This window comes from Mesorhizobium sp. M0590, assembly GCF_040320905.1.
Taxonomy (GTDB): Bacteria; Pseudomonadota; Alphaproteobacteria; order Rhizobiales; family Rhizobiaceae; genus Mesorhizobium.
In genome coordinates, this window is the sequence record NZ_JAMYQN010000002.1 from 507201 (window position 1) to 531613 (window position 24413).

The following is a 24413-nucleotide window of genomic DNA, read 5'->3' on the forward strand; positions in this document are numbered from 1 at the left end:
CCCTGATTTTGATCATGCGGTCAAAAATCGGCTGCCTTGACTGTCTTTTTCCGCTATGACCGCTTGAAGGACTCGTGAAGCGCTGCTTCACGGTCTATCTTCGGCATAAGTCGCTGAACAAGGGGCAGGAGATGAGCAGCACAATCCGCGAAACCGACGTCGGCATATCGAAGGTCACGCCGCTGCCGGCACGCGCCGCCGCCAATGCACCAATCCCGCAAGCCCATGGCATTGCTCGCAATCCCGGCATGAGGCTCGATCTCGGCTTCATGGAATCGATGCGCGGCGTCAACCGCTCGGCGCTGGAACGCCGCGTCGCCAGCCTGACCAAAAGACGCTCGATCAAGGCCGATAACCAGGCCGCCTGGCTGCTGCGCGCCGTCGCCTGCATGGACCTGACGACGCTGAACTCGAACGACACGGAAGAGCGCGTGCGCCGGCTTTGTGCCAAGGCGGTCAACCCGTTCCGTCGCGACATTGCCGAGGGGCTCGGCATTACTGGTGAAAAGATCCGCCCGGCGGCGGTCTGCGTCTATCAGCCCTTCGTCGCCACTGCCGTCGAAGCGCTGCGCGGCAGCGGCGTCCATGTCGCCGCCGTTTCCACGGCTTTCCCGCACGGCCTTGCACCGCTTTCGACACGTCTGCAGGAGATCGAAGCATCGGTAAGGGACGGCGCCGACGAGATCGACGTCGTCATCCCGCGCGGCCTGGTATTCGGGGCGAAATGGCAGGAGCTCTATAACGAGATTGTCTCGATGCGCGCCGCTTGCGGCGAGGCCCATCTGAAGGTGATCCTCGGCACCGGCGACCTCGCGACGCTGCGCAACGTCATGCTCGCCTCGATGGTGGCGATGATGGCGGGTGCAGATTTCATCAAGACCTCGACCGGCAAGGAAAGCGTCAACGCGACGCTGCCGGTCGGCCTTGCCATGGTGCGCGCCATCCGCGCCTATTTCGAGGAAACCGGCTATCTCATCGGCTTCAAGCCGGCCGGTGGCATTTCCACGGCAAAAGCCTCGCTCGACTGGCTGGTGCTGATGAAAGAAGAACTGGGCCGGCCGTGGCTGGAGCCGGAGCTGTTCCGCTTCGGAGCATCGAGCCTTTTGACCGACATCGAGCGCCAGCTCGAGCATCATCTGACCGGCCACTACTCGGCCAATCATCGCCACGCGATGGCGTGATTCGGAGCGCGCCATGAACATTCTCGAACGCTATCACGCCATGGAATACGGCCCGGCGCCGGAGGCGCGCAACGAGGCCGATGCGTGGCTTGCCGCGCGGGATTTCGGCAAAGCGCTGTTTATCGGCGGCGACTGGAAGGCAGCCAGCGGAGGCAAAACCTTCGACACCAGCGATCCGTCCTCGAGAAAGCTGCTGGCCAAGGTGTCGGATGCCGGTGCCGCCGATATCGACGCGGCGGTTTCGGCCGCTACAAAAGCGCTGCCGAAATGGAGCGCCAGCACCGGTTATCAACGCGCCAAAGTGCTCTACGCCATCGGCCGCGCCATGCAGCGCCACCAACGGCTGTTCGCGGTATTGGAATCGATCGACAACGGCAAGCCGATCCGCGAAAGCCGCGACATCGACGTGCCGCTGGCCATCCGCCATTTCATCCATCATGCCGGCTGGGCGCAGGCGCTGGACAGGGATTTTCCAGGCCATAAGGGGGTCGGCGTCGTCGGCCAGATCATCCCGTGGAACTTCCCGCTCTTGATGCTCGCCTGGAAGATCGCGCCGGCGCTCGCTGCGGGCTGCACCGTGGTGCTCAAACCCGCGGAATTCACGCCGCTCACCGCGATCCTGTTTGCCGAGATCTGTGGACGCGCCGGCGTGCCGAAGGGCGTCGTCAACATCGTCCAGGGCGGGCCGGAGGCGGGTGGGGCAATCGTCAATCATCCCGGGATCCAGAAGATTGCCTTCACCGGTTCGTCCGAGGTCGGCAAGATCATCCGCAAAGCCACCGCCGGTTCGGGCAAGAAACTGTCGCTGGAGCTTGGCGGCAAGTCGGCCTTTGTGGTCTTTGAGGATGCCGATCTCGACAGCGCCGTCGAGGGACTGGTCGACGGCATCTGGTTCAACCAGGGCCAGGTGTGCTGTGCCGGTTCGCGGCTTCTGGTGCAGGAGGGCATCGCCGATGCCTTCATCGCCAAGGTCAAGACGCGGATGAGCCGGCTGCGCGTCGGCAGCCCGCTCGACAAGAACACCGATATCGGCCCGCTGGTCGATTTGACCCAGCTCGATCGCGTCAAGGGCCTGATCGCCGAGGGCGCCAAGCAGGGCGCAATCTGCTGGCAGCCGGACTCGGCGCTGCCCTCCTCGGGCTATTACCATCTGCCAACGCTGGCGACCGGTGTTTCGCCGGCTAACATCTTGGCACAGGAAGAGGTGTTCGGGCCGGTGCTCGCCACTATGACCTTCCGCAACACCGAGGAAGCGGTCGAGCTCGCCAACAACACACGCTATGGCCTGGCCGCTTCGGTGTGGAGCGAGAACATCAATCTTGCCCTGCACGTCGCGCCCCAATTGAAGGCGGGCGTCGTCTGGGTCAACGGCACCAATATGTTCGACGCCGCCTGCGGCTTCGGCGGTTACCGCGAGAGCGGCTTTGGCCGCGAAGGCGGGCGCGAGGGCATGTTCGAATATCTCTCGGCAAAACTGCCGCTCGGCCCGTTCATCAAGCCGGCAACGTCTTCGGCTCAACCTGTCGAGCAGGCGGAAGGTGCCGCCATCGACCGCACGGCAAAGCTGTTCATCGGCGGCAAGCAGGTCCGGCCGGACGGCAATTATTCCATCGCCATCGCCACCGCCAAGGGCAAGCTTGCCGGCGAGGTCGGTCTCGGCAACCGCAAGGATATCCGTGACGCTGTCGCGGCCGCGCGCGCCTGCAAGGCCTGGCCGGAGGCGACCGCCTACAACCGCAGCCAAGTGCTCTACTACCTGGGCGAAAATCTGTCCGGCCGCGCCGACGAGTTTGCCGCCCGTTTGACCCAGCTCACCGGCGCGACCGCCAAGGCGGCGCGTGACGAGGTCGAGCTGTCGATCGAGCGCCTGTTCCTCTATGCCGGCTTGGCCGACAAAATCGAGGGCCGCGTCCACCAGCCGCCGGCCCGCGCCATCACGCTGGCACTGCACGAACCGGTCGGGGTCGTCGGTATCGTCGCGTCGGACAACGCACCTTTGCTTGGCTTGATATCGCTGGTGGCGCCGGCGCTCGCCATGGGCAACACCGTGGTCGCCGTGCCGTCCGAAAAATACCCGCTGCTTGCCACCGACCTCTACCAGGTCATCGAATATTCCGACGTTCCGGCAGGCGCCATCAATATCGTCACCGGCCGTAGCGCCGAGCTTGCCGGCGTGCTGGCCAAGCATGACGATGTCGACGGGCTCTGGGTGTTCGCCGATGCCGAGACTTGCGCCAAGGCCGAGGCCGAGTCCATCGGCAATCTCAAACGCGTCTGGACCGGCAACGGCCACAGCCTCGACTGGGCGTCGAACGAAGCAGCCGGCGATGCCTTGCTGCGCCGTGCGATCGAGGTCAAGAACGTCTGGGTGCCCTACGGCGACTGAGTGCCCCGGAGAGACGTCCGGGCTTGACGGGCCAAAAGATGTTCTTTACCGAGAAAAAACATTTGGCTGGCAGGCGAATATCGAAACAGGCGGGATGGTAGTGCCCGGCTGGCACATTGCGCCCCGGCCTTGCGCCGGTAAAAGCCGGACGACCACAGACGGGCGAGGAGAAAAGCATGGCGGATCTGACAGGCAAAATCGTTGTCGTCACGGCGGCGGCGCAAGGCATCGGCCGGGCGAGCGCGCTGGCGTTCGCCAAGGTCGGCGCCGTCGTCCATGCCACCGACATTAACGAGGTGGTGCTCGCCGACCTCGGCAAGACGCCCGGTATCAAGACCCGCAAGCTCGACGTGCTGAACGACGAGGCGGTGAACGCCGCTTTTGCCGAGATCGGCGCCGTCGACGTGCTGTTCAATTGCGCCGGCTTCGTCCATTCCGGCTCGATCCTCGAGATGAAGGACGGCGATCTCGACTTTGCCTATGATCTCAATGTCCGCTCGATGATCCGCACCATCCGCGCCGTGCTGCCCGGCATGCTGGAGCGCGGCGACGGCTCGATCATCAACATGGCGTCGCTGGCCAGTTCGACCAAGGGCGTGCCGAACCGCTTCGTTTACGGGCTGACCAAGGCAGCCGTCATCGGCCTGACCAAATCGGTCGCCGCCGACTATGTCGGCAAGGGCATACGCTGCAATGCGATCTGTCCGGGCACGGTCGAAAGCCCGTCGCTGCAGGACCGCATGCATGCGCAGGGCGACTACGAAGCAGCTCGCGCCGCCTTCATCGCCCGCCAGCCGATGGGCCGCCTCGGCACGCCCGAGGAAATCGCCGATCTCGCCGTCTATCTGGCCGGCGCCACCTATACGTCGGGGCAGGCTTATAATATCGACGGTGGCTGGTCGATCTAAGAGGCCATTTGAAAACCCTACTCCGCCGGGCGCCTGACGCGGCTTTCTGCGCTTCCGGTGCTCACGTACTTTAAGTACGCTCCGCTCCGGTTCTCGAAACCCACGCCATTCGCCGCAGCGGAGCGAGTTTGCAAACGGCCTCTGGTCGCAACTGGGAGAAAACTGCATGAAACTGCTGCGCTATGGCGAGGCGGGGAGCGAACGCCCCGGCCTGCTCGATGCCGATGGAACGATCCGCGACCTCTCCGCCCGTGTCACCGACATTGCCGGCAAGGCACTTGACCCGGCATCGCTCGAGACATTGTCGAAGCTCGACCCGAAGACGCTGCCGGCGGTTTCCGGCAAGCCGCGGATCGGCGCCTGCGTCGCCGGCACCGGCAAATTCATCTGCATCGGTCTCAACTATTCCGACCACGCCGCCGAAACCGGCGCCACCGTTCCGCCGGAGCCGATCATCTTCATGAAGGCAAGCTCGGCCATTGTCGGGCCGAACGACGACGTGCTGATCCCGCGCGGCTCGGTCAAGACCGATTGGGAAGTCGAGCTCGGCGTGGTCATCGGCAAGACCGCTAAATATGTCACCGAGGCCGAGGCGCCGGATTATGTCGCCGGCTACTGCGTCGCGCATGACGTCTCCGAGCGCGCCTTCCAGGCCGAGCGCCAGGGCCAGTGGACCAAGGGCAAATCCTGCGACACGTTCGGGCCGATCGGCCCGTGGCTGGTGACCAAGGACGAGGTCAAGGACCCGCAGAACATCCCGATGTGGCTGACGGTCAACGGCAAGACGATGCAGAACGGCTCGACCAAGACCATGGTCTTCGGCGTCGCTTATCTCGTCTCCTATCTCAGTCAGTTCATGTCGCTGCACCCCGGCGACATCATCTCGACCGGCACGCCGCCCGGTGTCGGCCTCGGCATGAAGCCGCCGGTCTTCCTGAAGCCCGGCGACGTGGTCGAGCTCGGTATCGAGGGGCTGGGCATCCAGAAGCAGACGTTCAAGGCGGATTTGTAGGCGCTCTTCCTTCTCCCCTTGTGGGAGAAGGTGGATCGGCGCGCAGCGCCGAGACGGATGAGGGGTGCTGGAAGAAACGCGACGAGAAAACATCGAAGGATTTCCGTCGCTTACGCCTTCAGCGTAGCGATCCGTCCAACACCCCTCATCCGACCGAGCTTCGCTCGGCCACCTTCTCCCACAAGGGGAGAAGGGGAGTCGGCGCCTGCGCTACTTCAGCACCTTCCCATCGGCTCCAAACCGGTATGTCTTTGCCGGATCCGGCGTCGCATAGAGCGTGGCACCCGGCTCAGCGTTATAGACGCCGAAGATGCGCACTGTGATCAACCCGGCCTTCTCGCAGTCGAGATAGAGGTTGGTGTCGGCGCCAAGGTGCTCGGCATGGACGACCGTGCCTTTCCAGGCGCCGGATTTGGGATCGACGGTCAGATGTTCGGGACGGACGCCGATGGTCTTGGCCGTCTCGCCAAGCCTGGCGCCGTCGACGAAATTCATCTTCGGTGAGCCGATGAAGCCGGCGACGAATTCATTTGCCGGCGAATTGTATAGCTCCATCGGTCCGCCGATCTGCTCGATCTTTCCCGCGTTCAGCACGACGATCTTGTCGGCCAGCGTCATCGCCTCGACCTGGTCGTGGGTGACATAGATCATCGTGGCCTTCAGCCGGCGATGCAATTGCGCGATCTCCAGCCTGGTGTTGACGCGCAGTGCGGCGTCGAGGTTCGAGAGGGGCTCGTCGAACAGAAAAAGCTTGGGCTCACGCACCACGGCGCGGCCGATGGCGACGCGCTGGCGCTGGCCGCCGGAGAGCTCGGCCGGCCGCCTCGAGAGGTAGGGCTCCAGCGACAGCATCGACGAGGCGATGCCGATGCGGCGGTCGATCTCGGCCGCCGGCGTGCCCGCCTGCTTGAGGCCGAGGCCCATATTGTTCTTCACCGTCAGATGCGGGTAGAGCGCATAGGTCTGGAACACCATGGCGATGCCGCGCTTGGCCGGCGGGGTGGCCGAAACGTCCGCCCCGTCGATGACCACGCGGCCTGAGGTCGAGTCCTCCAGCCCGGCAATGACCCTGAGCAGCGTCGACTTTCCGCAGCCGGATGGACCGACGAAGACGACGAACTCGCCATCCGTCACCTCGAGGTTGATGCCCTTCAGCACCTCGACCGGTCCAAAGGCCTTTTTTACATTCTCGATGTTCAGCGAGCCCACGGCGTCGTCCCTGTTCTAGAGTTTCACGGCGAGGCCGCTGCGCACGCTCTCGTCTGCGGCAAGGCAGACGGCGAGCGACTTCACCGCGTCGTCCATGTGACGGGTCAAGTCCAGATCCTCGCGGACCGCCTTCAGCACAAACGCCTGTTCCAGGTCGCAGAGGTCCTGATGGCCGGGCTCGCCTTGCATCGACAGCATCTCGTCCGGTTTGGCGAACTTGCCGTCGGCTCCGGTCGCCGCACTGTGCAGGCGGATGGTCGAGGTCTTGGTGTGGGTGCCGATGTCGTCGGACCTGACACCCTCCTTCATGACGATCGACACGCAGCCATTGGGCGAGATCACGTCTTTCACGAAAAAAGCCGTCTCCGAAATCATCGGCCCCCAGCCGGCCTCGTACCAGCCGACCGAACCGTCGTCGAACAGCACCTGCAGATGACCGTAATTGTACATCGACGGCGCGATCTCGTCGCTCAGCCGTAGCCCCATGCCGCGCACCTCGACTGGTCTGGCGTCGGTGATCTGCAGCATCACGTCGAGATAATGCACGCCGCAGTCGACGATCGGCGACGTCATCTGCATCAGCTGCTTGTGCGTCTCCCAGGTATGTCCGGAGGATTGCTGGTTGAGATTCATGCGGAACACGTAAGGGCCGCCGAGCTTCCGCGCCTCGGCAATCAGCCTGATCCAGGACGGATGGTGGCGCAGGATATAGCCGATCACCAGTTTTTTGCCGTTGGCCTTGGCGGCGGCGACGACGCGCTCTGCATCCGCGACGGTGGTTGCCAGCGGCTTTTCGAGGAAGACGTGGCAGCCGGCCTCGAACGCCTTGACGGCATAGTCAGCATGGCTGTCGGAATAGGTGGCGATGCAGGCGACGTCGGGCTTTTCGTCGCGTAGCGCCTCGTCGAAGGAACGCCGGATGGCGTAGGTCGAAAGCCCTTCCCGCAGCGGCACATCGGAGCGGTTGACCAGCGCGGCGATCTGGAATCCCGGATTGGTGTGATACGCCAGCGCATGGCTGCGCCCCATGTTGCCGAGGCCGGCGATGACAACGCGAAGAGGTTGTTGCGAACTCACTTGACTGCTCCCGAGGTGATGCCGCGGATCAGCTGCCGTGAGAAGATGACGTAGAGGATCAGTACCGGCATGATTGCCAGCGACAGCGCCGCCAGGATGGCGTTCCAGTTGGTGACGAACTGGCCGAGAAACAGCTGGGCGCCGAGCGTCACCGTCTTGGTCTCCTCCGACGGCGCCAGGATCAGCGGGAACCACAGATCGTTCCAGATCGGGATCATGGTGAAGACGGCGACGGTCGCCATCGATGGGCGCACCAGCGGCAGCACCAGCCGGAAAAAGATGGTGTATTCGGACAGGCCGTCGATCCTGCCCGCATTCTTCAGATCGTCCGAGACCTGCTTCATGAATTCCGACAGGATGAAGACGGCAAGCGGCAGGCCTTGCGCGGTATAGACCAGGATCAGCGCCGTCAGCGTGTTGACTAGCCCGCTCGCCACCATCAATTGCAGATGGCGACGGTGGCAAGGCGGATCGGGATCATGATGCCGAGCGCCAGATAGAGCCCCATCAGCGAATTGCCGCGGAAGCGGTATTCCGACAGCGAGAAAGCCGCCATGGCGCCGAACAAAAGCACGAAGAACAGCGAGGCGACGGTGACGACAAGGCTGTTCTGGAAATAGTGGATGAAATCGCCCTGGCCGATCACCGTCGTGTAGCCGATTAGATCGAAGGTTTTTGGCGTCGGCGGCGCCAGCGGCGCACCGAAGATGGCGGCGCGCGATTTGAACGAATTCATGATGACGAGGATGACCGGAAACAACGCGATGGCGGTGTAGGTCAACAGGATCGCGTGGGCGCCAATGGTGCGGGGCAGCGAGCGGGTTGCCGTGCTCATGTCACGCCTCAGAACTGGTAGCGACGCAGGCGCGTCTGCACGAGGAACAGGTAGACGCAGACGCCGCCCAGGATGATCAGGAACATCATCGTGGCGATTGCCGCGCCCATGTTGGGATCACCGATCTGCAACTGGAAGCCGAAGAAGGCGCGGTAGAGGAAGGTGCCGAGGATATCGGTTGAATAGTTCGGTCCGGCGAGCGCCCCTTGCGCGGTGTAGATCAGGTCGAACGCGTTGAAATTACCGACGAAGGTCAGGATCGAGATGATGCCTATCGACGGCAGGATCAGCGGCAGCTTGATCTTCCAGAACTGCGACATGCCGGTGATGCCGTCGCATTCAGCCGCCTCGATCACCTCTTCGGGGATGGACAGCAGCGCAGCATAGATCAGCATCATCGGGATGCCGACGAACTGCCAGACCGAGATCAGGCTGAGTGTGGTCAGCGCGTACTGCTCCTTGCCCAACCAGGGCGTGAACAGGCTCTTGAGGCCGACCAGATCGAGCAGATGCGGCGCCACGCCCCACAGCGGCGACAGGATCAGCTTCCAGGCGAAGCCGACAATGACGAAGGACAGGATCGTCGGCACGAAGATCGCCGTTCGGTAGAAGGCGGAGAATCTCAGCCGCGGGCTCGACAGCAGCGCCGCCAAAAGGACGCCGATCGGATTCTGCACCAGCATGTGGATGATGAAGAACCAGACATTGTTCCGGAGAGCATTCCAGAAGCCCACCGACCAGTTAGGATCGCCGAACAGCGTGCGGAAGTTTGCCAGTCCCACGAAGACTTGGGACTGGTCTATGTTGCGGAACAAGGAGAGCTGCAGCGTGCCGGCCAGCGGCAGGATCATGATCGCCGTATAGACCAGCACTGCCGGCGCCAGAAAGACGCCGATGTGCCAGCGGAACGGTCTTTTCGGTGTTGCGGCCATGAGTTCGATCCCGCCGATCAGGTTCTTGCAATTGCCGTCAAAGGGCGCGGCGCCTCCCTCCCCTCGAGGGGAGTGTGCCTCGCAAAGCGAGGCGGGTGGAGTCGGCAGAGGCAGCGCGCCATCGTCGTTCGACCGTGCTTTCCAGCAGCGATCAAGCCGCAGCCTGCCTCGACCGACCCCCTCTGTCGCTTCGGCGACATCTCCCCCCTCGAGGGGGGAGACAACACTTCGCCGCACTCTTACTTCGCCGGCTTGTACCAGCTGTCGAGGCCGTCCTGCAGCTTCTTGGCGGCAGCTTCCGGCGTGTCGGTGCCGTTGATGACGTTGGCCGATTCAACCCATGTCTCGTTTTCGAGATTCGGCGTACCGCGGCCCAGGATCTGGTAAGTCGAGCGGATCGTCGACTTGCACTTGTCGCGCCAGGAGACGAATTCCTGCGCCAGCGGGTCTTCCATCTTCACCGGTGTGTTGTTCAGGCTGAAGAAGCCCGGCAGCGCGTTGGCGTAGATGGTAGCGAAGTCCGGCGAGGCGACCCAGGACAGGAAGGTCTTGGCCGCGTCGGCGTTCTTGGACGCCGCATTGAGGCCCATGCCGATGTCGGTGTGGTCGGAGATGTAACAGGTGTCGCCGGCCTTCTGCACCGGCGGCGGGAAGGCGCCCATCTTGAACTGCGCCTGCGTGTTGAACAGGCCGATCTCCCACGAGCCGGCCGGGTAGATGGCGGCGCGGCCGAGCGTGAACAGGTTCTGGCTGTCCGGATAGGTCTGCGCCTCGAAACCGTCGCCAAGATAGGGCTTCCACTTGGCAAGCTCGGCATAAGGTGCGACCCACTGAGGGTCGGTCAGCTTCTGCTCGCCCTTGATCAGTGCGGCGCGGCCTTCCTCGCCCTTCCAGTAGTTCGGGCCGATGTTCTGGTAGCCCATGGTCGCGGCTTCCCAGAGGTCCTTGGTGCCCATCGCCATCGGGATGTAGGTGCCGTCGGCCTTGATCTTGTCGAGCGCGGCGAAGAATTCGTCGCGCGTCTCCGGCACCTTGATGCCGAGCTTGTCGAAGGCGTCCTTGTTGTAGATGAAGCCATGGATGACCGAGGCCATCGGCACGCAGAATGTCGCCTTGCCGTCGTCGGTCTGCCAGGCCGACTTGGCCACCGGGGAGAAGTTCTCCATGCCCGGCAGCGCCGACAGATCGGCGAGGTTGCCCTTCTTGAAGAGTTCCAGCGACTTGTCGAACGGGCGGCAGGTGATCAGGTCGCCCGCCGAGCCGGCGGCGAGCTTGGCGCCGAGGGCGGCGTCATATTCGGTTGGCGCCGACGGCGCGAACACCACCTTGATGCCCGGGTTCTTGGCTTCGAAGGCCGGGATCAGCTTGTCCTTCCAGATGGCAAGGTCGTCGCCGCGCCAGCTTTCGATGTTGAGCGTTACGTCGTCGGCATAAGCCACCCCGGCGGAGCCGAGAATGCTGGTGCCGAGAAGAAGTGCCGTCAGTAGCTTCGTTGTCATGCTCAGTCTCCCTGTTGACCTTTTTCAGGTTCGGTTTTGATGAGAACAGAGGCATTGCGCCCCTTGCTCCCCTCGATCGCGGAAAGGGCCGGCCGCAGCTTGTGGCCGGTCCCTTCCAATATCTTCTCGGCTGCATCGGCGCTGGCGGCGCCGGCGGCGAGCAGAATAGCGGTCTTGACGACGCCGCCGCTCCTTTCGAGCAGGCGCGCCGCCTCGTCCTTGTCGCGCCCGCTGACGGCGGCAACGATGCGTGCGGCGCGGTCGCGCAGCTTGATGTTGTCGGCCATGAGGTTGACCATGTAGCCGTCATGGACATGGCCGAGATGGATGGCGGCGAGCGTCGACAGCATGTTGAGCGCGATCTTCTGGGCGGTGCCTGCGCCCATGCGCGTTGAGCCGGCAATCAGCTCCGGCGGCGTTTCGAGCAGGATGGCGATGTCGGCCAGCCGCAACAGCGGCGCATCCCTGTTGTTGGCGATGGCAATGGTCGCCGCACCGCGGCGCCTGGCGTCCTCGATCGCCCTGACTGCATAAGGTGTCGAGCCGCTGGCCGAGACGGCGATCAGGCAGTCGCCCTTGCCGATGCGGGCGGCGGCAACTGCTGCCGAAGCTTCCTCGGTGTCGTCCTCCGGCCCGCCGGCCAGTGTCTTGAAGGCCTCGTCGCCGCCGGCGATCAGGATGGCGATGCGGTCGCGTTGGATGCCGAAAGTGCCCGGCAGCTCAAGCGCATCGGCCAGTGCCATCAGGCCCGAACTGCCGGCAGCCGCATAGGCGAGCTTGCCGCCGCTTTTCAGTCTGCTTGCGATGATTTCGGCTGCCGCGGCAATGGCAGGAATGGCGCCGTGCACGGCCTTGGCGGCCTCGATCTGTGCGTTGGCCAACGAGGAAAGGATGGCTTGCGGGGCCTGGATATCCAGTCCCTCGGCATTCTGGTGAAGCGCTTCGGTGCGCGTTTCGGCCATCCGCTTTCCTCCAATCGAGAAAACCATACCAAAAAAATACCACTTGTCCACACGCATTAATGAAATCCTTGCGGCGGTGCAGGCTTGCGAACGAAATTGGCTGATTTTCCAACAAACTACGCCTTAACTTTTTTGAAACGGAAATTAATCCTTGGCTATTGGTATTTTATTGGTATTATCCGCCCGGAGGAGAAATCGCGTGAAATTCGTGCTCGGCATCGATGGCGGCGGCACCAGCTGCAGGGCGGCCCTTGCAACGGCCGACGGCAGCGTCCTCGGCCGCGCCAAAGGCGGTGCCGCCAACATCCGAACCGATCTCACCGGCGCCAGGACGAACATCGTCGACGCAGCGCAGCAGGCCTTTGTCGCCGCGGGCAGGGATCCCGCACAGATCCCGCAAACTCCGGCCGTTCTCGGTCTTGCCGGCGCCAATGTCGGCACCTACCGGCAGCAGCTCGAAGCGATCCTGCCGTTTCGCATCAGCCGTGTCGAGACCGACGCCGAGATCGCGCTGGAAGGCGCGGTTGGCTCCGGCGACGGCGCCATGGCCATACTCGGCACCGGCACCGCCTATATGGCGCGCAGACGAGGCAAGTCGCGCGCCATCGGCGGCTGGGGGTTCCAGGTCGGCGACCAGGGCAGCGGCGCCCGCATCGGCCGCGACCTGCTCGAGCAGACGCTGCTCGCCTATGACGGCATCCGCCAGGGATCGCCGCTGACGGAGACCATGCTCGCCATTTTCCGCAACAATCCCGAGGATGTGGTCGAATTCACCACCAATGCCAAGCCCGGCGATTTCGGCGGCTTCGCGCCCAAGGTGTTCGAACATGCCGAAAAAGGCGACGCCGTCGCTATCTGGATCCTCGACAAGGCGGTCGCCGATGTCGAGGCAGCGCTTGGCGTGCTCGACCTCGGCGGCGACGATCCGCTCTGCCTGCTCGGCGGGCTGGCGCCGCTTTATGCGCCGCGCCTGTCGGCCCGCTACCGGGCGCTGCTGAAACCGCCGCTCGATGACGCGCTGGGCGGCGCGGTGCAGATGGCGGTTCGGATTTTCGCAAACACGGCGGAGGCAGCTCGATGAGCGAGGCCGCCGACCAGATATTCGCGGCGCTGAAACAATCGTCGCAGAGTGGCGCGCCGCTCTATCTGCAGCTCAGGAAGAGCATCGAGGATGCGGTCAAACGCGGGCTGATCGGACCTGGCGATGCGCTGCCTTCCGAGCGCGACATCGCCAGCAAGGCCGACATTTCGCGCGTCACCGTGCGCAAGGCGGTGCAGGACCTGGTCAAAGGCGGCATCCTCGTCCAGCGCCATGGTTCCGGCACCTTCGTTGCGCCGCGCATGGAGCGCGTCGAGCAGTCGCTGTCGATGCTGACCTCGTTTACCGAAGACATGGCGCGGCGCGGCATGGCGGTGCGTTCGGCTTGGCTCGACCGCGGCCTCTATCCGCCGTCGCCCGACGAGATGATGGTGCTCGGCCTGGCGTCGAACGAATTGGTTGCGCGCGTGGCGCGCCTTCGTATCGCCAACGACACGCCGCTGGCGATCGAGCGCGCCTCGCTATCGACAAGCGTGCTGCCCGATCCGGCGGCGATTGGTTCGTCGCTCTACGCCGCGTTGGAAAAGACCGGCAACAGGCCGGTGCGGGCGGTGCAGCGCATTTCCGCCACCAACCTCGGCGATGGCGACGCACATCTGCTGGAAGTACCGCCGGGCATTGCCGGCCTGCACATCGAGCGTATCTCCTATCTGGCGAGCGGCAAGGTGATCGAGTTTACCCGCTCCATCTACAGGGGCGACGCCTATGATTTTGTCGCCGAACTCCGGCTGAGCGGGCCGGGCGAAGAGGGCCGGCCATGACCGCGACAACAACCCATATGCGGCGCGAGATCGAGGAGATCCCGGAGGCCACCGCCCGTCTGCTCGATGGCTCGGCCGCGGTGCTGACGGAAGCTGGACGCGGCATTCGCGAGCGCGACCCGAATTTCGTCGTCACCGTGGCGCGCGGCTCGTCCGACCATGCCGCAACCTTCATGAAATATGCCGTGGAGTTGACCGCCGGGCTGGCGGTTGCATCGGTCGGCCCGTCGATCGCCTCGATCTATGGCGCCAAGCTGAAGCTGGGCGGCTCGGCCTGCCTGGCGATCTCGCAGTCCGGCAAGAGCCCGGACATCGTTGCAATGGCGCAAGCGGCGAGGACCGGCGGTTCGCTGACCGTCGCCATCACCAACACCGCCGATTCGCCGCTGGCGCGGGCTTCGGACTACGCGATCGACATCCTGGCCGGACCGGAGCGCAGCGTCGCGGCGACGAAGACCTTCGTCAATTCAGCCGTCGCAGGACTCGCCTTGATGGCGCATTGCACCGGCGACGAGAAACTCCTGGTGGCGCTCGCGCGCTTGCCGGAGCATTTTCGCAAGGCGATCGCCTGCGACTGGATGGCGCTGGCTGGGGCACTCGAGACGCCGAAATCGCTGTTCATTCTCGGCCGCGGCCCGTCGGCGGCGATCGCCAACGAGGCGGCGCTGAAATTCAAGGAAACCTGCGCCATGCATGCGGAAGCCTATAGTGCCGCCGAGGTCATGCACGGCCCGCTGGCGCTGGTCGGTCCCGGTTTCCCGGTGCTGGCTCTGGCTGCTCGCGATGCGTCCGAGCCATCGGTGGCCGATGCCGCCGACAGCCTGGCCGGCAAGGGCGCTGCCGTCTTTGTGACGTCGAACAAGGCAAAGAGCGCTCAGCGCCTGCCGCATGTCGCAACCGGTCATCCGCTGACCGACCCGCTGACGCTGATCGTGTCGTTCTATGGTTTCGTCGAGGCTTTTGCCCGCCATCGCGGCCTCGACCCCGACACGCCGCCCAATCTGCGCAAAGTAACGGAAACCCTATGAGCGACCGTTTTGCCCTGACTGGCGCCCGGATTTTCGATGGCGACGACTGGCACGACAATGCGGCGCTCGTGTGCGACGGCCTCGTCGAGGCCATTGTTGCCGCCGGCGCCATTCCATCCAATGTTGCGCGTATCGAGACCGGCGGCGGCATGCTGGCGCCTGGCTTCGTCGATCTGCAGGTCAATGGCGGCGGCGGCGTCATGCTCAACGACCATCCGGACGTCGCCTCGATCGAGACCATCTGCCGGGCGCACGCACCCTTCGGCACGGCGGCGCTGTTGCCGACGCTGATCACCGACACGTCCGAGATCACCGCCGCGGCGGTTGCGGCCGGAGCCGAGGCGGCACGGAGGAAGGTGCCGGGGTTCCTGGGCCTGCACCTCGAAGGGCCGCATCTGTCGATCGCCCGCAAGGGCGCACATGACCCGGCTTTGATCCGGCCGATGCTAGACTCCGACCAGACGATGCTGATCGCCGCACGGAAAAACCTGCCCGTGCTGCTGACGACGGTGGCGCCCGAATCCGTCGAGCCCAGCCAGGTGTCGGCGCTTAGCAAGGCCGGCATTGTCGTCAGCATCGGCCATTCCGATACCGGCTATGCCACGGCTCGCGCCTTTGCCGAGGCCGGCGCAACGGTGGTCACCCATCTGTTCAATGCTATGAGCCAGATCGGTAATCGCGAGCCAGGGCTAGCGGGCGCCGCAATCGATACCGGCACATTCTATGCCGGGATCATCGCCGACGGTATCCATGTCGATCCGGCCACCATGGCCATCGCCTTGCGCGCCAAGCAGGGGCCGGGCAAGATCCTGCTCGTTACCGATGCCATGGCGACGATCGGCACCGACATGACCTCGTTCACGCTGAACGGCCGCACCATCCACCGCAAGGATGGCAGGCTGACACTTGCCGACGGCACGCTGGCGGGCGCGGATCTCGATATGATTTCCGCGGTGCGCTTCATGCACCGCGTCGTCGGCCTCGACCTCGACGAAGCCTTGCGCATGGCCTCCCTCTATCCGGCGCAGGCGGTCGGCCAGTCGCACCGGTTCGGGCGCTTCGCCAACGGTACCGCGGCCAACATCGTTTCGCTGTCGGACGATCTGGACATTAAAAGCGTCTGGATCGATGGTGCCAAGGTTTTTGCAGGCAGCCCTGCTCGTTAGGGTTAGCCGGCTTTGGACGTATAGAGGTCCTTGTAGGCTTCGCGCAGCAGGTTCTTCTGCACCTTGCCCATCGTGTTGCGCGGCAGTTCGTCGACGAAGATCACCCATTTCGGATGCTTGTACCTGGCGAGGTGCCCGGCGATGGCCTCGACGATCCCTGCGGCGCTGATGGTCGAGCCCGGCGCCCTCACCACGACAGCGGTGACGCCTTCGCCGAAATCCGGATGGGCAACGCCGATGACAGCGCTTTCGGCGACGCCAGGCAGCGCGTCGATCTCGCTCTCGACTTCCTTTGGATAGATATTGTAGCCGCCGGAAATGATCAGGTCCTTGCCGCGGCCGACGATGTGGACATAGCCGTCGGCATCGATCAGCCCGAGATCGCCGGTGATGAAGAAACCGTCGTCACGGAATTCGGCCCTTGTCTTTTCCGGCATGCGCCAGTAGCCGCAAAAGACGTTCGGGCCCTTGACCTCGATCATGCCGACCTCGCCCCGGGCAAGTGTTTCGCCGACATCGGGATCGGCGATGCGCAGGGAGACGCCGGGCAAGGGGAAGCCAACCGTGCCGGCTCGCCGCTCTTCCTCGTATGGATTCGACGTGTTCATGTTGGTCTCGGTCATGCCGTAGCGCTCGAGGATGGCGTGGCCGGTGCGCTCTCGCCAGGCTCTGTGCGTCTCGGCCAAAAGCGGCGCCGAGCCGGAAATGAACAGGCGGATGTTTTTCGCCGCTTGCCGGTTCAAACCGTCCTGCTGCAGCAGGCGGACGTAGAATGTCGGCACGCCCATCAGCACGGTGGCGCGCGGCAGCAGCGAGACGATGCGGGCCGGGTCGAATTTGGTTTCGAACAGCATCGAGGCGCCGGCCATCAGGACGACATTGGTGGCGACGAAAAGGCCATGCGTGTGGAAAACCGGCAGCGCGTGAATCAGCACGTCTGCGGCAGTGAAGCGCCAGAGGTCGACCAGCACCCGCGCATTGGAGGCGAGGTTTTCGTGGCTGAGCATGGCGCCTTTCGAACGGCCGGTGGTGCCGGAGGTGTAGAGGATCGCAGCAAGGTCGTCCGGTCCGCGCGCCACGTCGTGGAAGTCCACGGCCGCCTCAGAGGCGCGATAGGTCAACGAACCCTCGCCCTTGCTGCCGAGTGTCGCGACCGCAGCGCCCGAGGCCTGCGCCAAGGGGCCGATCTCGCCCGCTCGCGCCGGGTCGCAGACGATCAGTCGCGGCTCGGCATCCCTGAAGAAATAGTCGAGCTCGGTCAGCGTATAGGCGGTGTTGAGCGGCAGGAAGATCGCGCCGGCACGCAGACAGGCGAGATAGAGGAAAATGGCCTCCGGGCTCTTCTCGACCTGAACGGCGACGCGGTCGCCGGCTTCGACGCCCAGCTGCGACAGCACATGTGCCAGTTGAGCGGAGCGCGCCAGCATTTCGCCATAGCTGATCGAGCGCCCGTCCTCTGCCTCCATCAAAAGGCGTCCGGGCGTGGGCATCCGGGCACGGAAAGCATCGAACAGATGGTTGCTCATAAGTCCCCCCGAGCGGCTGTCTCCGGCCGAACGGCGGCGGTCAGCCGGCCGCCTTGTCCGCCGCCGCCCTGATTGCCTCGATATTTGCCCGGTAGGCCTCGACGCTGCCGCCCTTGAAGATGGCCGCACCGGCGACCAGCACGCTGGCGCCGGCGGCGGTGACCAGGGGCGCAGTTTCCGGCGAAATGCCGCCGTCGATCTCGATCCGGATCGGCCTGTCACCGATAAGCGCCTTCACCCGCTTCACCTTGTCTACGATCGCCGGAATGAAGGCCTGGCCGCCGAAGCCCGGATTGACCGTCATGATCAGGATAAGATCGAGCCGGTCGAGCACGTATTCGATCATCGTCTCCGGTGTCGCCGGGTTGAGCGACACACCGGCCTTCTTGCCAAGGTTTTTGATCGTCTGCAGCGAGCGGTCGAGATGCGGCCCGGCTTCGGCGTGCACCGTGATGCCGTCGCACCCGGCCTCGGCGAAGGCGGTCAGATAGGGGTCGGCGGGGGCGATCATCAGATGGCAGTCGAAGAAGGCCTTGGTGCGGTTGCGGATCGCCTTGATCACCGGCGGCCCGAAGGTGATGTTGGGGACGAAATGCCCGTCCATGACGTCGAGATGGATCCAGTCGGCGCCGGCGGCCGCCACCGCCTCGACCTCGTCGCCGAGCTTCGAGAAATCGGAAGCCAGCACCGATGGCGCGATCAGGGTTTTTTTGCTCATGACGCGGTCTTCCCGAACACCTCGGTTTACGGCCCCTCTGTATCGCCTGCCTAGACCATGAGTCGAGTCCGGAAAGTGGAAGCCGGTTTGTCCTTCCGCTGATGCCACGGCTTCAGGTTTTCGCTGCTCTTTCATCTGCCAGCCAAAGAAAAACCCGCCGGATCGCTCCGGCGGGGTTTTCTTGATCGAATGATCACCGTTTGAAGTTCGCGCGCGATCCTATTGCTCGAGCTGCGGCTTGCGCCTTGGCAGCTGCTGAAGAACATCTGGATTCAGCAGCAGGCTCGGTTTGCGGATCGGCTGGCACTGGCCATTAATCGGCCGCGCGCCCGGTGCGCACTCCAGCCGCCGTTTGCGGCAGGCGCCGTCGCGCAGCTCTGTCCCACGCGGGCAGACGCAGACGCCACGCTTGTTGTGGATCTGACCAGGTATCGAGCACTCCACCACAACAGGCTTCTTGCGCCTGCAGGCATTGCCTTGCACTTCCGTACCCCGCGGGCAGACACAATCGCCCTCGGCGTCGTGGATCTGGCCGCGGATGGTGCACTGCTCCGGCTTCGGCTGGATCGGCCGGCAGACATTGCCCCTGACTTCCGTACCCCGCGGGCAGACGCAATCGCCAGCGGCGTTATGGATCTGGCCCCGAATGGTGCACTGCTCGGGTTTTGGCTGGATTGGCCGGCAGGCATTGCCTCTGACTTCCGTACCTTTCGGGCAGACACAATCACCACCGCCGTCGTGGATCTGGCCACGAATGGTGCACTGCTCGGGTTTCGGCTGGATTGGCCGGCAGGCATTGCCTCTGACTTCGGTGCCCCGCGGGCAGACGCAATCGCCAGCAGCGTCGTGGATCTGGCCACGGATGGTGCACTGCTCGGGCTTCGGCTCTTTCCCCACGCAAGCGCCGTTCTCCAGTTCGGTTCCGTGCGGGCAGACGCAGCGTCCGTCTTCGGTACGGATCTGGCCTTTGAGCAGAACGCAAGGTTTTGGCTTCGGCACGATGACCGTGCCGCCGCCGGACGAGCATTGGCCGTTGCGGAAGGTCGTGCCGGGCGGGCAGACGCAGTTGCCGGCGTCATTCATGACGAAGCCTGCCGAGCATTCCTTCTTCACCTCATTCCTGATGGTGAAGGGATGACAGGCATAGGCCTTGCCGCGATCGCCCTGCACGTTGGCCGCACCGCGGGACAACACGTCGCCACCGCCTTGCACCGGCGTGTCGGGAGAGAGCACGCCGACGCAGTTCTGACCATTGACCGTGCCCTGCAGATTTGCCAGGCGACCGTCGTCGGGAAGCACCACGGTCACGTTGTGAACGTGGCTTTCCCCGGCGCCGATCGTCAAATTGGCAATGCAGGAGGCAGGCAAGATTGCCGGCGCCGGCGAGCAGCCGAAGGGCGGATCGATCGAGGTGATCGCAACGCCCTCCAGCCGGCCGAGGCCTTCGACGCCGATGGCATCGCCGATGCGAACCGGGCCGGAGAAGGCGCTCGCCCCATCGTTCGTGATGGTGATCTCGAACGAGCAGGGCTGGCCGGGCTTGCACTCGGCGTCGCCGGTCTTCTCGACGCGAATGGTCGAGGCGCCGCCGCCCTTGGCGCAGGCCTGGCCGATGGGATAGACGATGTCATCTCCCGGAGCCGGGCCGTAGGAGCCGCGTGCGCAGTTCTCGAATTCGCCGTTCGCGGCAACCGTCAGGTCGAAATGGCGGCTGGTTCCAGGCGTCATAACAGCGCCGGGAATCTGGCAGGACAGTGTGTTGGCCGGAAGCGGTCCGCAAGCCCATTCCGCGCCGTCTGGGGTGACGGTCTGGATCTGGACCGGCGCTCCGCCGGCTATCAGCGTCGCGGCATCGTTGACCCGTACCGGACCGGTCGGGGCAATGGTGCCGAGGCTGATGACGGTAATGCGGCAGGAAACGACCGCAGCACCGGCCAGCGAGGCATTGCATACCTTGGTGATGCGCAGGGCCGGCTGGCCGCCATTCGGATGACGGATGCGTTCCTTGGCGCAGGCCCTGTTGTTGGTGATGTCGTTCTCACCGGGAATAGCCTTCACCTCGGCGCAGTTCTCGACACTGTCGGGCCGGTAGTTGGCCGGCATCACCGCCCTGACGAAGATCGGCGTCGAGGCGCCAGGCAACAGCACGATTCCGGCGTTGTCGCAGCGGAACTGGCCGGGGCCGTTCGGTCCGCATGTCCATGGCGGCGTCGGGCCGAAGGTCGAGGATGCCGGCGCGCCGCCCGGATAGGTATCGACGACCGTCAGCGGCCCATTATAGGGGACGCTGCCATTGTTGATTATGTCGACCACGAAGGTGCAGACGCCATCGGCCGAACAGAATTCGGTGCGGGCGCGCTTCTTCAGGATCAGGTCGACCTTCTTTTCCACCGGCGGCCGGCAGTCGCGGTCACGATCGCCACGCCGGCAGACCGGGATCGAAGCACAGCCGCGATCGTTTTGCTGGCTGCCGAAAAGCGGCTTGCCGCTGGCGCCGTAATTGTAAGTGGCGCAGTTGCGCAAGACGCTGCCTCGCCAGCCTGCGGCCGGCTTGAAGCCGAGCTTGAGGTCGACAGAGGCACCCGGATTGAGCGTGGTCACCGGATGAGTGCAAATCATCGGGGTGGTTCCAGGCGCGCAGACCCAAGGCGGGTTCGGCCCTGAATCGAGGGTGGAGCCGGCCGGCAGGGTGACTTCGTCGAGCACGATCTTGCCGTGGTAGGGTGCATCGCCGACATTGGTGACCCTGATGGTGAAGTCGCAGCCGCCGCCCATCGTGCAACGTTGCACGTCGGCGCGCTTTTCGACTTTCAGATCCGGTTCCTGGTCCTTCGGTGGGCAGCGCTGATCACGCGGGATGACGATATCGATGGTGTGCGTACAGCACAGGCCCCAGCCCTCCCTCGGGCCGGCATAGGTTTCGATACCGGTGACGATGATGTGGATGACGTCGCCGGGTGAAGCGCCGACGATCTTCCAATTGAGCACACCGCCGCCGGCCGGCACCAATTGCGTGTCGGGAATGATGGTGATGCCGGGTGTCGTCGTCGAAAGCTGCACCCATTTGCCGGCCATCTCTGGGCCGACCGGCATGTGGTAGATGAAGGCGCCGCCGCCGGGCAAGCAATCGACCGTGCCGCGCTCCACCTTGAAGCATTCCTTGCCGGGAGGTGGAGGCGGCGGGTTGCACCTGGTGACGTCGATCTTGATCGAGGTCTTTGCACCCGTGAGATAATTGCCGTCGTCCGGCTTGCCCGGATCCTGCGACGGGATTTCGATGCCGGCGCCGCGTTCGCGGCTCACGTTGACCACGCCCTGGTTGTGAACGATCGTCGGCGACGGAAACGCCGCATGGTCGATCTTGGCGGTGATCTGGAACGTGATGACGCGCTCGTTCGCAGCGCCGATGCCGTCGAGATCGCTGGCGGAAATCCGGAAATCGGACACCGTCGCGGTATCGTCCGGGCCAGCCGAACTGCTGATCGCAGCACCGGGCAGCGGTCCGCCGGACGCATCGGTGCCGTCGCCGGTCACATGCACGCCGACGACGCGCAGGCCGTGCGGGAGCTGGTCCCTGAAATCGAGCCTGACCTTTTTCAGCATGGCGGCGAGGCCCGGGCTGGCAAAACCCTGCGGATTGCCGCGCAAGCCAAAGCTCAGCGAATATACGACATAGTCGCAGCCTCTCTGGGTGCCTTTCTTGGTGAAGAAGGGCACGATCCGGCCCGGCTCCGGATTGACGATACGAGGATTGTCGAAATCGAGCTTGGTATCGGGAATGACAGTGACCGCATCGGCAGGCTTGGTCTTGGCCGGAGCAAGGTCTTCAGCGAAGCCTTGCAGCGGGCTCAGCATGGCGACCGCGATACCGGCCGCCATCAGCCAGCGCGCGCCGCGCCTGGCGAGTGACAGGGGTTTCATGATGGTCTCCATGACGAATGATTGTTTGCCGGTTGTTTGGCTGCTTGTCGCAGGCGGGAAAAATGCGAGATTGCTCATCTTCCCCTCCTCACGGTTCGCAGCTGACGGCTGGGGTTCTGAGCCGCAAGGTCATCTTGCAGCAAGGGTAGTAGCCACCCTTGTCGCTATCGGACTGCCTGTAGAAGCAGAGCCCGACATCGACCGTATCGCCAGGGTAATGGCCGGTGATGCCGATCGTGTATGGCGCACCGGGCGCATGCGACAGAGGTGAAGTCACCCCAACGCCAGGCGTCCTGGACAGAGCCTTGATCGAATCGCCGCCAAAGCCGGCATGGTCATGGAGATAGAGATCGGCCTCGAGGCCGGAGGGCGTGCAGAGATACCTGACATCCTCGACATCGAGGCAAGGAGGCAGATTGCCGGCGGGCGGAAAGTCCGGCGGATAGAACGGTGGCAGATAGCCGCCCGGCACCTGCTCGTAATAGCCGGCACGGCCTTCGCAGGGGCGCCAGACCTCGACGTCGCCGACATGGCCTTCGACTTCGGGGTCTTCGAAATAATTGTCGAAGTCGACGAACCACGAGCCGAAAGGCGGCATGTTGGCCGGCTTGACCAGTGCCGTCGGCGTGATTTGCACGCCGTGCACGGCGAGCGGCCCGCCGGCTGCGAGTTGTTCGGCAAGCTCCGGGTTGTCGCGCAACTTGTCGCCGGTATCGACCAGCGTGTCGGTGCAGACGCCGGTATCGAGATTGCCTTCGGCATCGTAGCCATATTGCAGGTCGAGGCCGCCGGCCGACTGTCGGTTGTCTTGCGGGAAGCCGACCGCATATTCCTGCGGCACTTCCACCCAGGCCGATTCCGTCGCCGGATCGTCCGGATTTTCGCGCCAGTAGCGGATGACCTCACCCTTGCCGGAATCGGCGAACTGGCTGTAGTCGTAGCGGTTCTCCACCGGGCCGCGCTGGGCCAGGTACATGAAGCCCTCGTTGTCGAAGGCGATGTCGGTGACCGCGTAATCCTTGTCGGCCTTGACCGTCAGTTCCCAGCGCGGGTCGCCGGCGAAACTGCCGTCGCCGGCAACGCCCACCGACCAGATCTCCGCCTTATCACCGACCGAATAATAGAGCCGGCCGCCACGATAGGCGACCGACCAGACGCGGCGCTCGTCCTGCGTGTAGCCCCAGCTGTCGGGGTCCTCGCTGTCGAAGGCAGCACCCTGGATGTCAATCACCGAGCCGTCGTCGGCAAGGGCGGCAAGCCCGTGCGCCGGGCGGCCGGCTATGCCGTGGTCGAACGTGTCGAGCAGCGCGCCATTGGCGTCGATGCGGTGGATGAGGCCGGTGTCGAGATCGCTGGCGAAGAACTGGCGGTGGATATTGTCGAAAGTGACGTCGCCGATGCCGGGACCGCTATTGGCGTCGATATCGGCGAATTTCGAGACGGCGCCGGTGATGCCGTCGATCTTCCAGATCGTTCCGGAGCCGCCGCCGTTTTCGGTGCCGAACTGGCCGTCCATGAAGACCGCGTCAGCCGTGCCGCGGCGCTGCCGCTCCGGCCGGCCGTCGGCGTCGCCGTCTGGCGTGACTATGCGGATGCCGTGCAGCGACGTGGCGCCGGCATAGAGGTTTGGAATGGCCGATGGAACGCCGTCGCGCACGCCGTCGTCGTAGGTGATGCCGAACACCTGGCCGATTTGCCCGGCCGTGACCTCGAACGGTGGCGGGGTGAAGACCAATTGGCCAGACGCCGGCCCGCCCAGCCTTGAGACGTCGAAGATGCGCAAGGTCGCGCGCGCCGTGTCGATGAAGGTTTCGTCGACGGGATCGACGCCCGGCGGCAGGCCTTCCTCGAAATTGGGAATGATGGTGCCGGAGAATCCGGTCACTGCCATTGAGCCGGGATAGATGATCTGGGTTTCCTGAGCCTGGGCCGAGCCACCGAGCCAGAGCCCAGCGGCGAGCGCCAAGATCGACAATCCGCTGGCAGCCTGGATGGCGCGGCGCAAACGGCCGGCACGAGAGCGCACGAACGCGCCGTGGTCGCAAGACATGGATCTCCCCCCACAGGTCATGGGAGAAGCATCCGGTCCCGGCGCGCAAATCAGGGCAAGGCGCGGCGTTCCGGCACGTTCATCCCTGATCGAATTGTCTGCTTTCCTCAACGTCACGATACGCCTGCGTCCGCGCAGGGTCA

General features: G+C 64.3%; 17 protein-coding genes and 1 pseudogene. 8 read left to right on the plus strand and 10 right to left on the minus strand.

Annotation, left to right across the window (positions count from 1 at the left end):
• The first annotated feature begins 131 nt into the window (after window positions 1–131).
• The 4 genes from deoC (at window position 132) to NKI52_RS06250 (ending at window position 5487) form a co-directional block, all read left to right on the plus strand.
• A complete protein-coding gene (gene deoC, locus NKI52_RS06235; protein ID WP_031211867.1) occupies window positions 132–1181 on the plus strand; it encodes a deoxyribose-phosphate aldolase in 1050 nt (349 codons plus the stop codon).
• Between the two features lie 13 nt (window positions 1182–1194).
• On the plus strand, window positions 1195–3567 hold the full coding sequence (locus NKI52_RS06240; RefSeq protein WP_352697346.1) for an aldehyde dehydrogenase family protein: 2373 nt from the start codon (window positions 1195–1197) through the stop codon (window positions 3565–3567).
• Between the two features lie 176 nt (window positions 3568–3743).
• Window positions 3744–4475 (plus strand): SDR family oxidoreductase, encoded by a 732-nt coding sequence (locus NKI52_RS06245; RefSeq protein WP_023677124.1) that lies wholly within the window; start codon window positions 3744–3746, stop codon window positions 4473–4475.
• A gap of 166 nt (window positions 4476–4641) precedes the next feature.
• On the plus strand, window positions 4642–5487 hold the full coding sequence (locus tag NKI52_RS06250; protein ID WP_352697348.1) for a fumarylacetoacetate hydrolase family protein: 846 nt from the start codon (window positions 4642–4644) through the stop codon (window positions 5485–5487).
• A 210-nt stretch (window positions 5488–5697) separates the two neighbouring features.
• Here the strand turns inward: NKI52_RS06250 and NKI52_RS06255 are convergent, their stop codons facing one another.
• From NKI52_RS06255 to NKI52_RS06280, 6 genes and pseudogenes are all read right to left on the minus strand, one after another.
• Window positions 5698–6696: an ABC transporter ATP-binding protein gene (locus tag NKI52_RS06255; protein WP_352527632.1), complete on the minus strand. Its 999-nt coding sequence runs from the start codon at window positions 6694–6696 to the stop codon at window positions 5698–5700.
• Window positions 6697–6711: 15 nt separating this feature from the next.
• Window positions 6712–7773 carry a Gfo/Idh/MocA family protein gene (locus NKI52_RS06260; RefSeq protein ID WP_352697350.1) on the minus strand — a complete coding sequence of 354 codons (1062 nt, stop codon included), beginning with the start codon at window positions 7771–7773 and terminating at the stop codon, window positions 6712–6714.
• A pseudogene (locus NKI52_RS06265) lies at window positions 7770–8608 on the minus strand (carbohydrate ABC transporter permease). The gene NKI52_RS06260 and the pseudogene NKI52_RS06265 overlap by 4 nt, the downstream one beginning before the upstream one ends.
• Window positions 8609–8616: 8 nt before the next feature.
• On the minus strand, window positions 8617–9540 hold the full coding sequence (locus tag NKI52_RS06270) for a carbohydrate ABC transporter permease (RefSeq protein WP_352575248.1): 924 nt from the start codon (window positions 9538–9540) through the stop codon (window positions 8617–8619).
• A gap of 239 nt (window positions 9541–9779) precedes the next feature.
• Window positions 9780–11039, minus strand: a complete 1260-nt coding sequence (locus tag NKI52_RS06275; RefSeq protein ID WP_023679841.1) for an ABC transporter substrate-binding protein — start codon at window positions 11037–11039, stop codon at window positions 9780–9782.
• A gap of 2 nt (window positions 11040–11041) precedes the next feature.
• Window positions 11042–12001 (minus strand): N-acetylmuramic acid 6-phosphate etherase, encoded by a 960-nt coding sequence (locus NKI52_RS06280; protein WP_352697352.1) that lies wholly within the window; start codon window positions 11999–12001, stop codon window positions 11042–11044.
• Between the two features lie 199 nt (window positions 12002–12200).
• Here NKI52_RS06280 and NKI52_RS06285 point away from each other — a divergent pair, with 199 nt between their 5' ends.
• From NKI52_RS06285 to nagA, 4 genes are read left to right on the plus strand one after another with little or no spacing between them, the layout of a single operon-like run.
• Complete coding sequence (locus NKI52_RS06285; protein ID WP_352697354.1) at window positions 12201–13082, plus strand: glucosamine kinase nucleotide-binding domain-containing protein; 882 nt, start codon at window positions 12201–12203, stop codon at window positions 13080–13082.
• Window positions 13079–13861, plus strand: a complete 783-nt coding sequence (locus NKI52_RS06290) for a GntR family transcriptional regulator (RefSeq protein ID WP_023679844.1) — start codon at window positions 13079–13081, stop codon at window positions 13859–13861. The genes NKI52_RS06285 and NKI52_RS06290 overlap by 4 nt, the downstream gene beginning before the upstream one ends.
• Window positions 13858–14889, plus strand: a complete 1032-nt coding sequence (locus NKI52_RS06295; protein WP_036239401.1) for an SIS domain-containing protein — start codon at window positions 13858–13860, stop codon at window positions 14887–14889. Before NKI52_RS06290 ends, NKI52_RS06295 begins: the two co-directional genes overlap by 4 nt.
• Window positions 14886–16055: an N-acetylglucosamine-6-phosphate deacetylase gene (nagA, locus tag NKI52_RS06300; protein WP_352697355.1), complete on the plus strand. Its 1170-nt coding sequence runs from the start codon at window positions 14886–14888 to the stop codon at window positions 16053–16055. The genes NKI52_RS06295 and nagA overlap by 4 nt, the downstream gene beginning before the upstream one ends.
• 2 nt (window positions 16056–16057) lie before the next feature.
• Here nagA and NKI52_RS06305 read toward each other — a convergent pair whose 3' ends face one another.
• The 4 genes from NKI52_RS06305 to NKI52_RS06320 form a co-directional block, all read right to left on the minus strand.
• The gene (locus NKI52_RS06305) at window positions 16058–17581 is read right to left on the minus strand and encodes a malonate--CoA ligase (protein ID WP_352697357.1); all 1524 of its coding nucleotides are present in this window, start codon (window positions 17579–17581) and stop codon (window positions 16058–16060) included.
• Between the two features lie 40 nt (window positions 17582–17621).
• Window positions 17622–18299 (minus strand): ribulose-phosphate 3-epimerase, encoded by a 678-nt coding sequence (gene rpe, locus NKI52_RS06310; protein ID WP_352697359.1) that lies wholly within the window; start codon window positions 18297–18299, stop codon window positions 17622–17624.
• Between the two features lie 219 nt (window positions 18300–18518).
• Window positions 18519–22298, minus strand: a complete 3780-nt coding sequence (locus tag NKI52_RS06315; protein WP_352697361.1) for a DUF7929 domain-containing protein — start codon at window positions 22296–22298, stop codon at window positions 18519–18521.
• Window positions 22299–22308: 10 nt separating this feature from the next.
• Window positions 22309–24270: a hypothetical protein gene (locus NKI52_RS06320; RefSeq protein WP_352697362.1), complete on the minus strand. Its 1962-nt coding sequence runs from the start codon at window positions 24268–24270 to the stop codon at window positions 22309–22311.
• Window positions 24271–24413 lie beyond the last annotated feature (143 nt).

What these genes read in the sequence shown, in the direction of transcription:
- NKI52_RS06240 (WP_352697346.1), top strand. Translation starts at nt 1,195, where the DNA reads ATGAACATTCTCGAACGCTATCACGCCATGGAATACGGCCCGGCGCCG.
- NKI52_RS06270 (WP_352575248.1), bottom strand. Translation starts at nt 9,540, where the DNA reads ATGGCCGCAACACCGAAAAGACCGTTCCGCTGGCACATCGGCGTCTTT.
- nagA (WP_352697355.1), top strand. Translation starts at nt 14,886, where the DNA reads ATGAGCGACCGTTTTGCCCTGACTGGCGCCCGGATTTTCGATGGCGAC.
- NKI52_RS06305 (WP_352697357.1), bottom strand. Translation starts at nt 17,581, where the DNA reads ATGAGCAACCATCTGTTCGATGCTTTCCGTGCCCGGATGCCCACGCCC.
- deoC (WP_031211867.1), top strand. Translation starts at nt 132, where the DNA reads ATGAGCAGCACAATCCGCGAAACCGACGTCGGCATATCGAAGGTCACG.
- rpe (WP_352697359.1), bottom strand. Translation starts at nt 18,299, where the DNA reads ATGAGCAAAAAAACCCTGATCGCGCCATCGGTGCTGGCTTCCGATTTC.
- NKI52_RS06290 (WP_023679844.1), top strand. Translation starts at nt 13,079, where the DNA reads ATGAGCGAGGCCGCCGACCAGATATTCGCGGCGCTGAAACAATCGTCG.
- NKI52_RS06250 (WP_352697348.1), top strand. Translation starts at nt 4,642, where the DNA reads ATGAAACTGCTGCGCTATGGCGAGGCGGGGAGCGAACGCCCCGGCCTG.
- NKI52_RS06275 (WP_023679841.1), bottom strand. Translation starts at nt 11,039, where the DNA reads ATGACAACGAAGCTACTGACGGCACTTCTTCTCGGCACCAGCATTCTC.
- NKI52_RS06315 (WP_352697361.1), bottom strand. Translation starts at nt 22,298, where the DNA reads ATGAGCAATCTCGCATTTTTCCCGCCTGCGACAAGCAGCCAAACAACC.
- NKI52_RS06280 (WP_352697352.1), bottom strand. Translation starts at nt 12,001, where the DNA reads ATGGCCGAAACGCGCACCGAAGCGCTTCACCAGAATGCCGAGGGACTG.
- NKI52_RS06320 (WP_352697362.1), bottom strand. Translation starts at nt 24,270, where the DNA reads ATGTCTTGCGACCACGGCGCGTTCGTGCGCTCTCGTGCCGGCCGTTTG.
- NKI52_RS06295 (WP_036239401.1), top strand. Translation starts at nt 13,858, where the DNA reads ATGACCGCGACAACAACCCATATGCGGCGCGAGATCGAGGAGATCCCG.
- NKI52_RS06245 (WP_023677124.1), top strand. Translation starts at nt 3,744, where the DNA reads ATGGCGGATCTGACAGGCAAAATCGTTGTCGTCACGGCGGCGGCGCAA.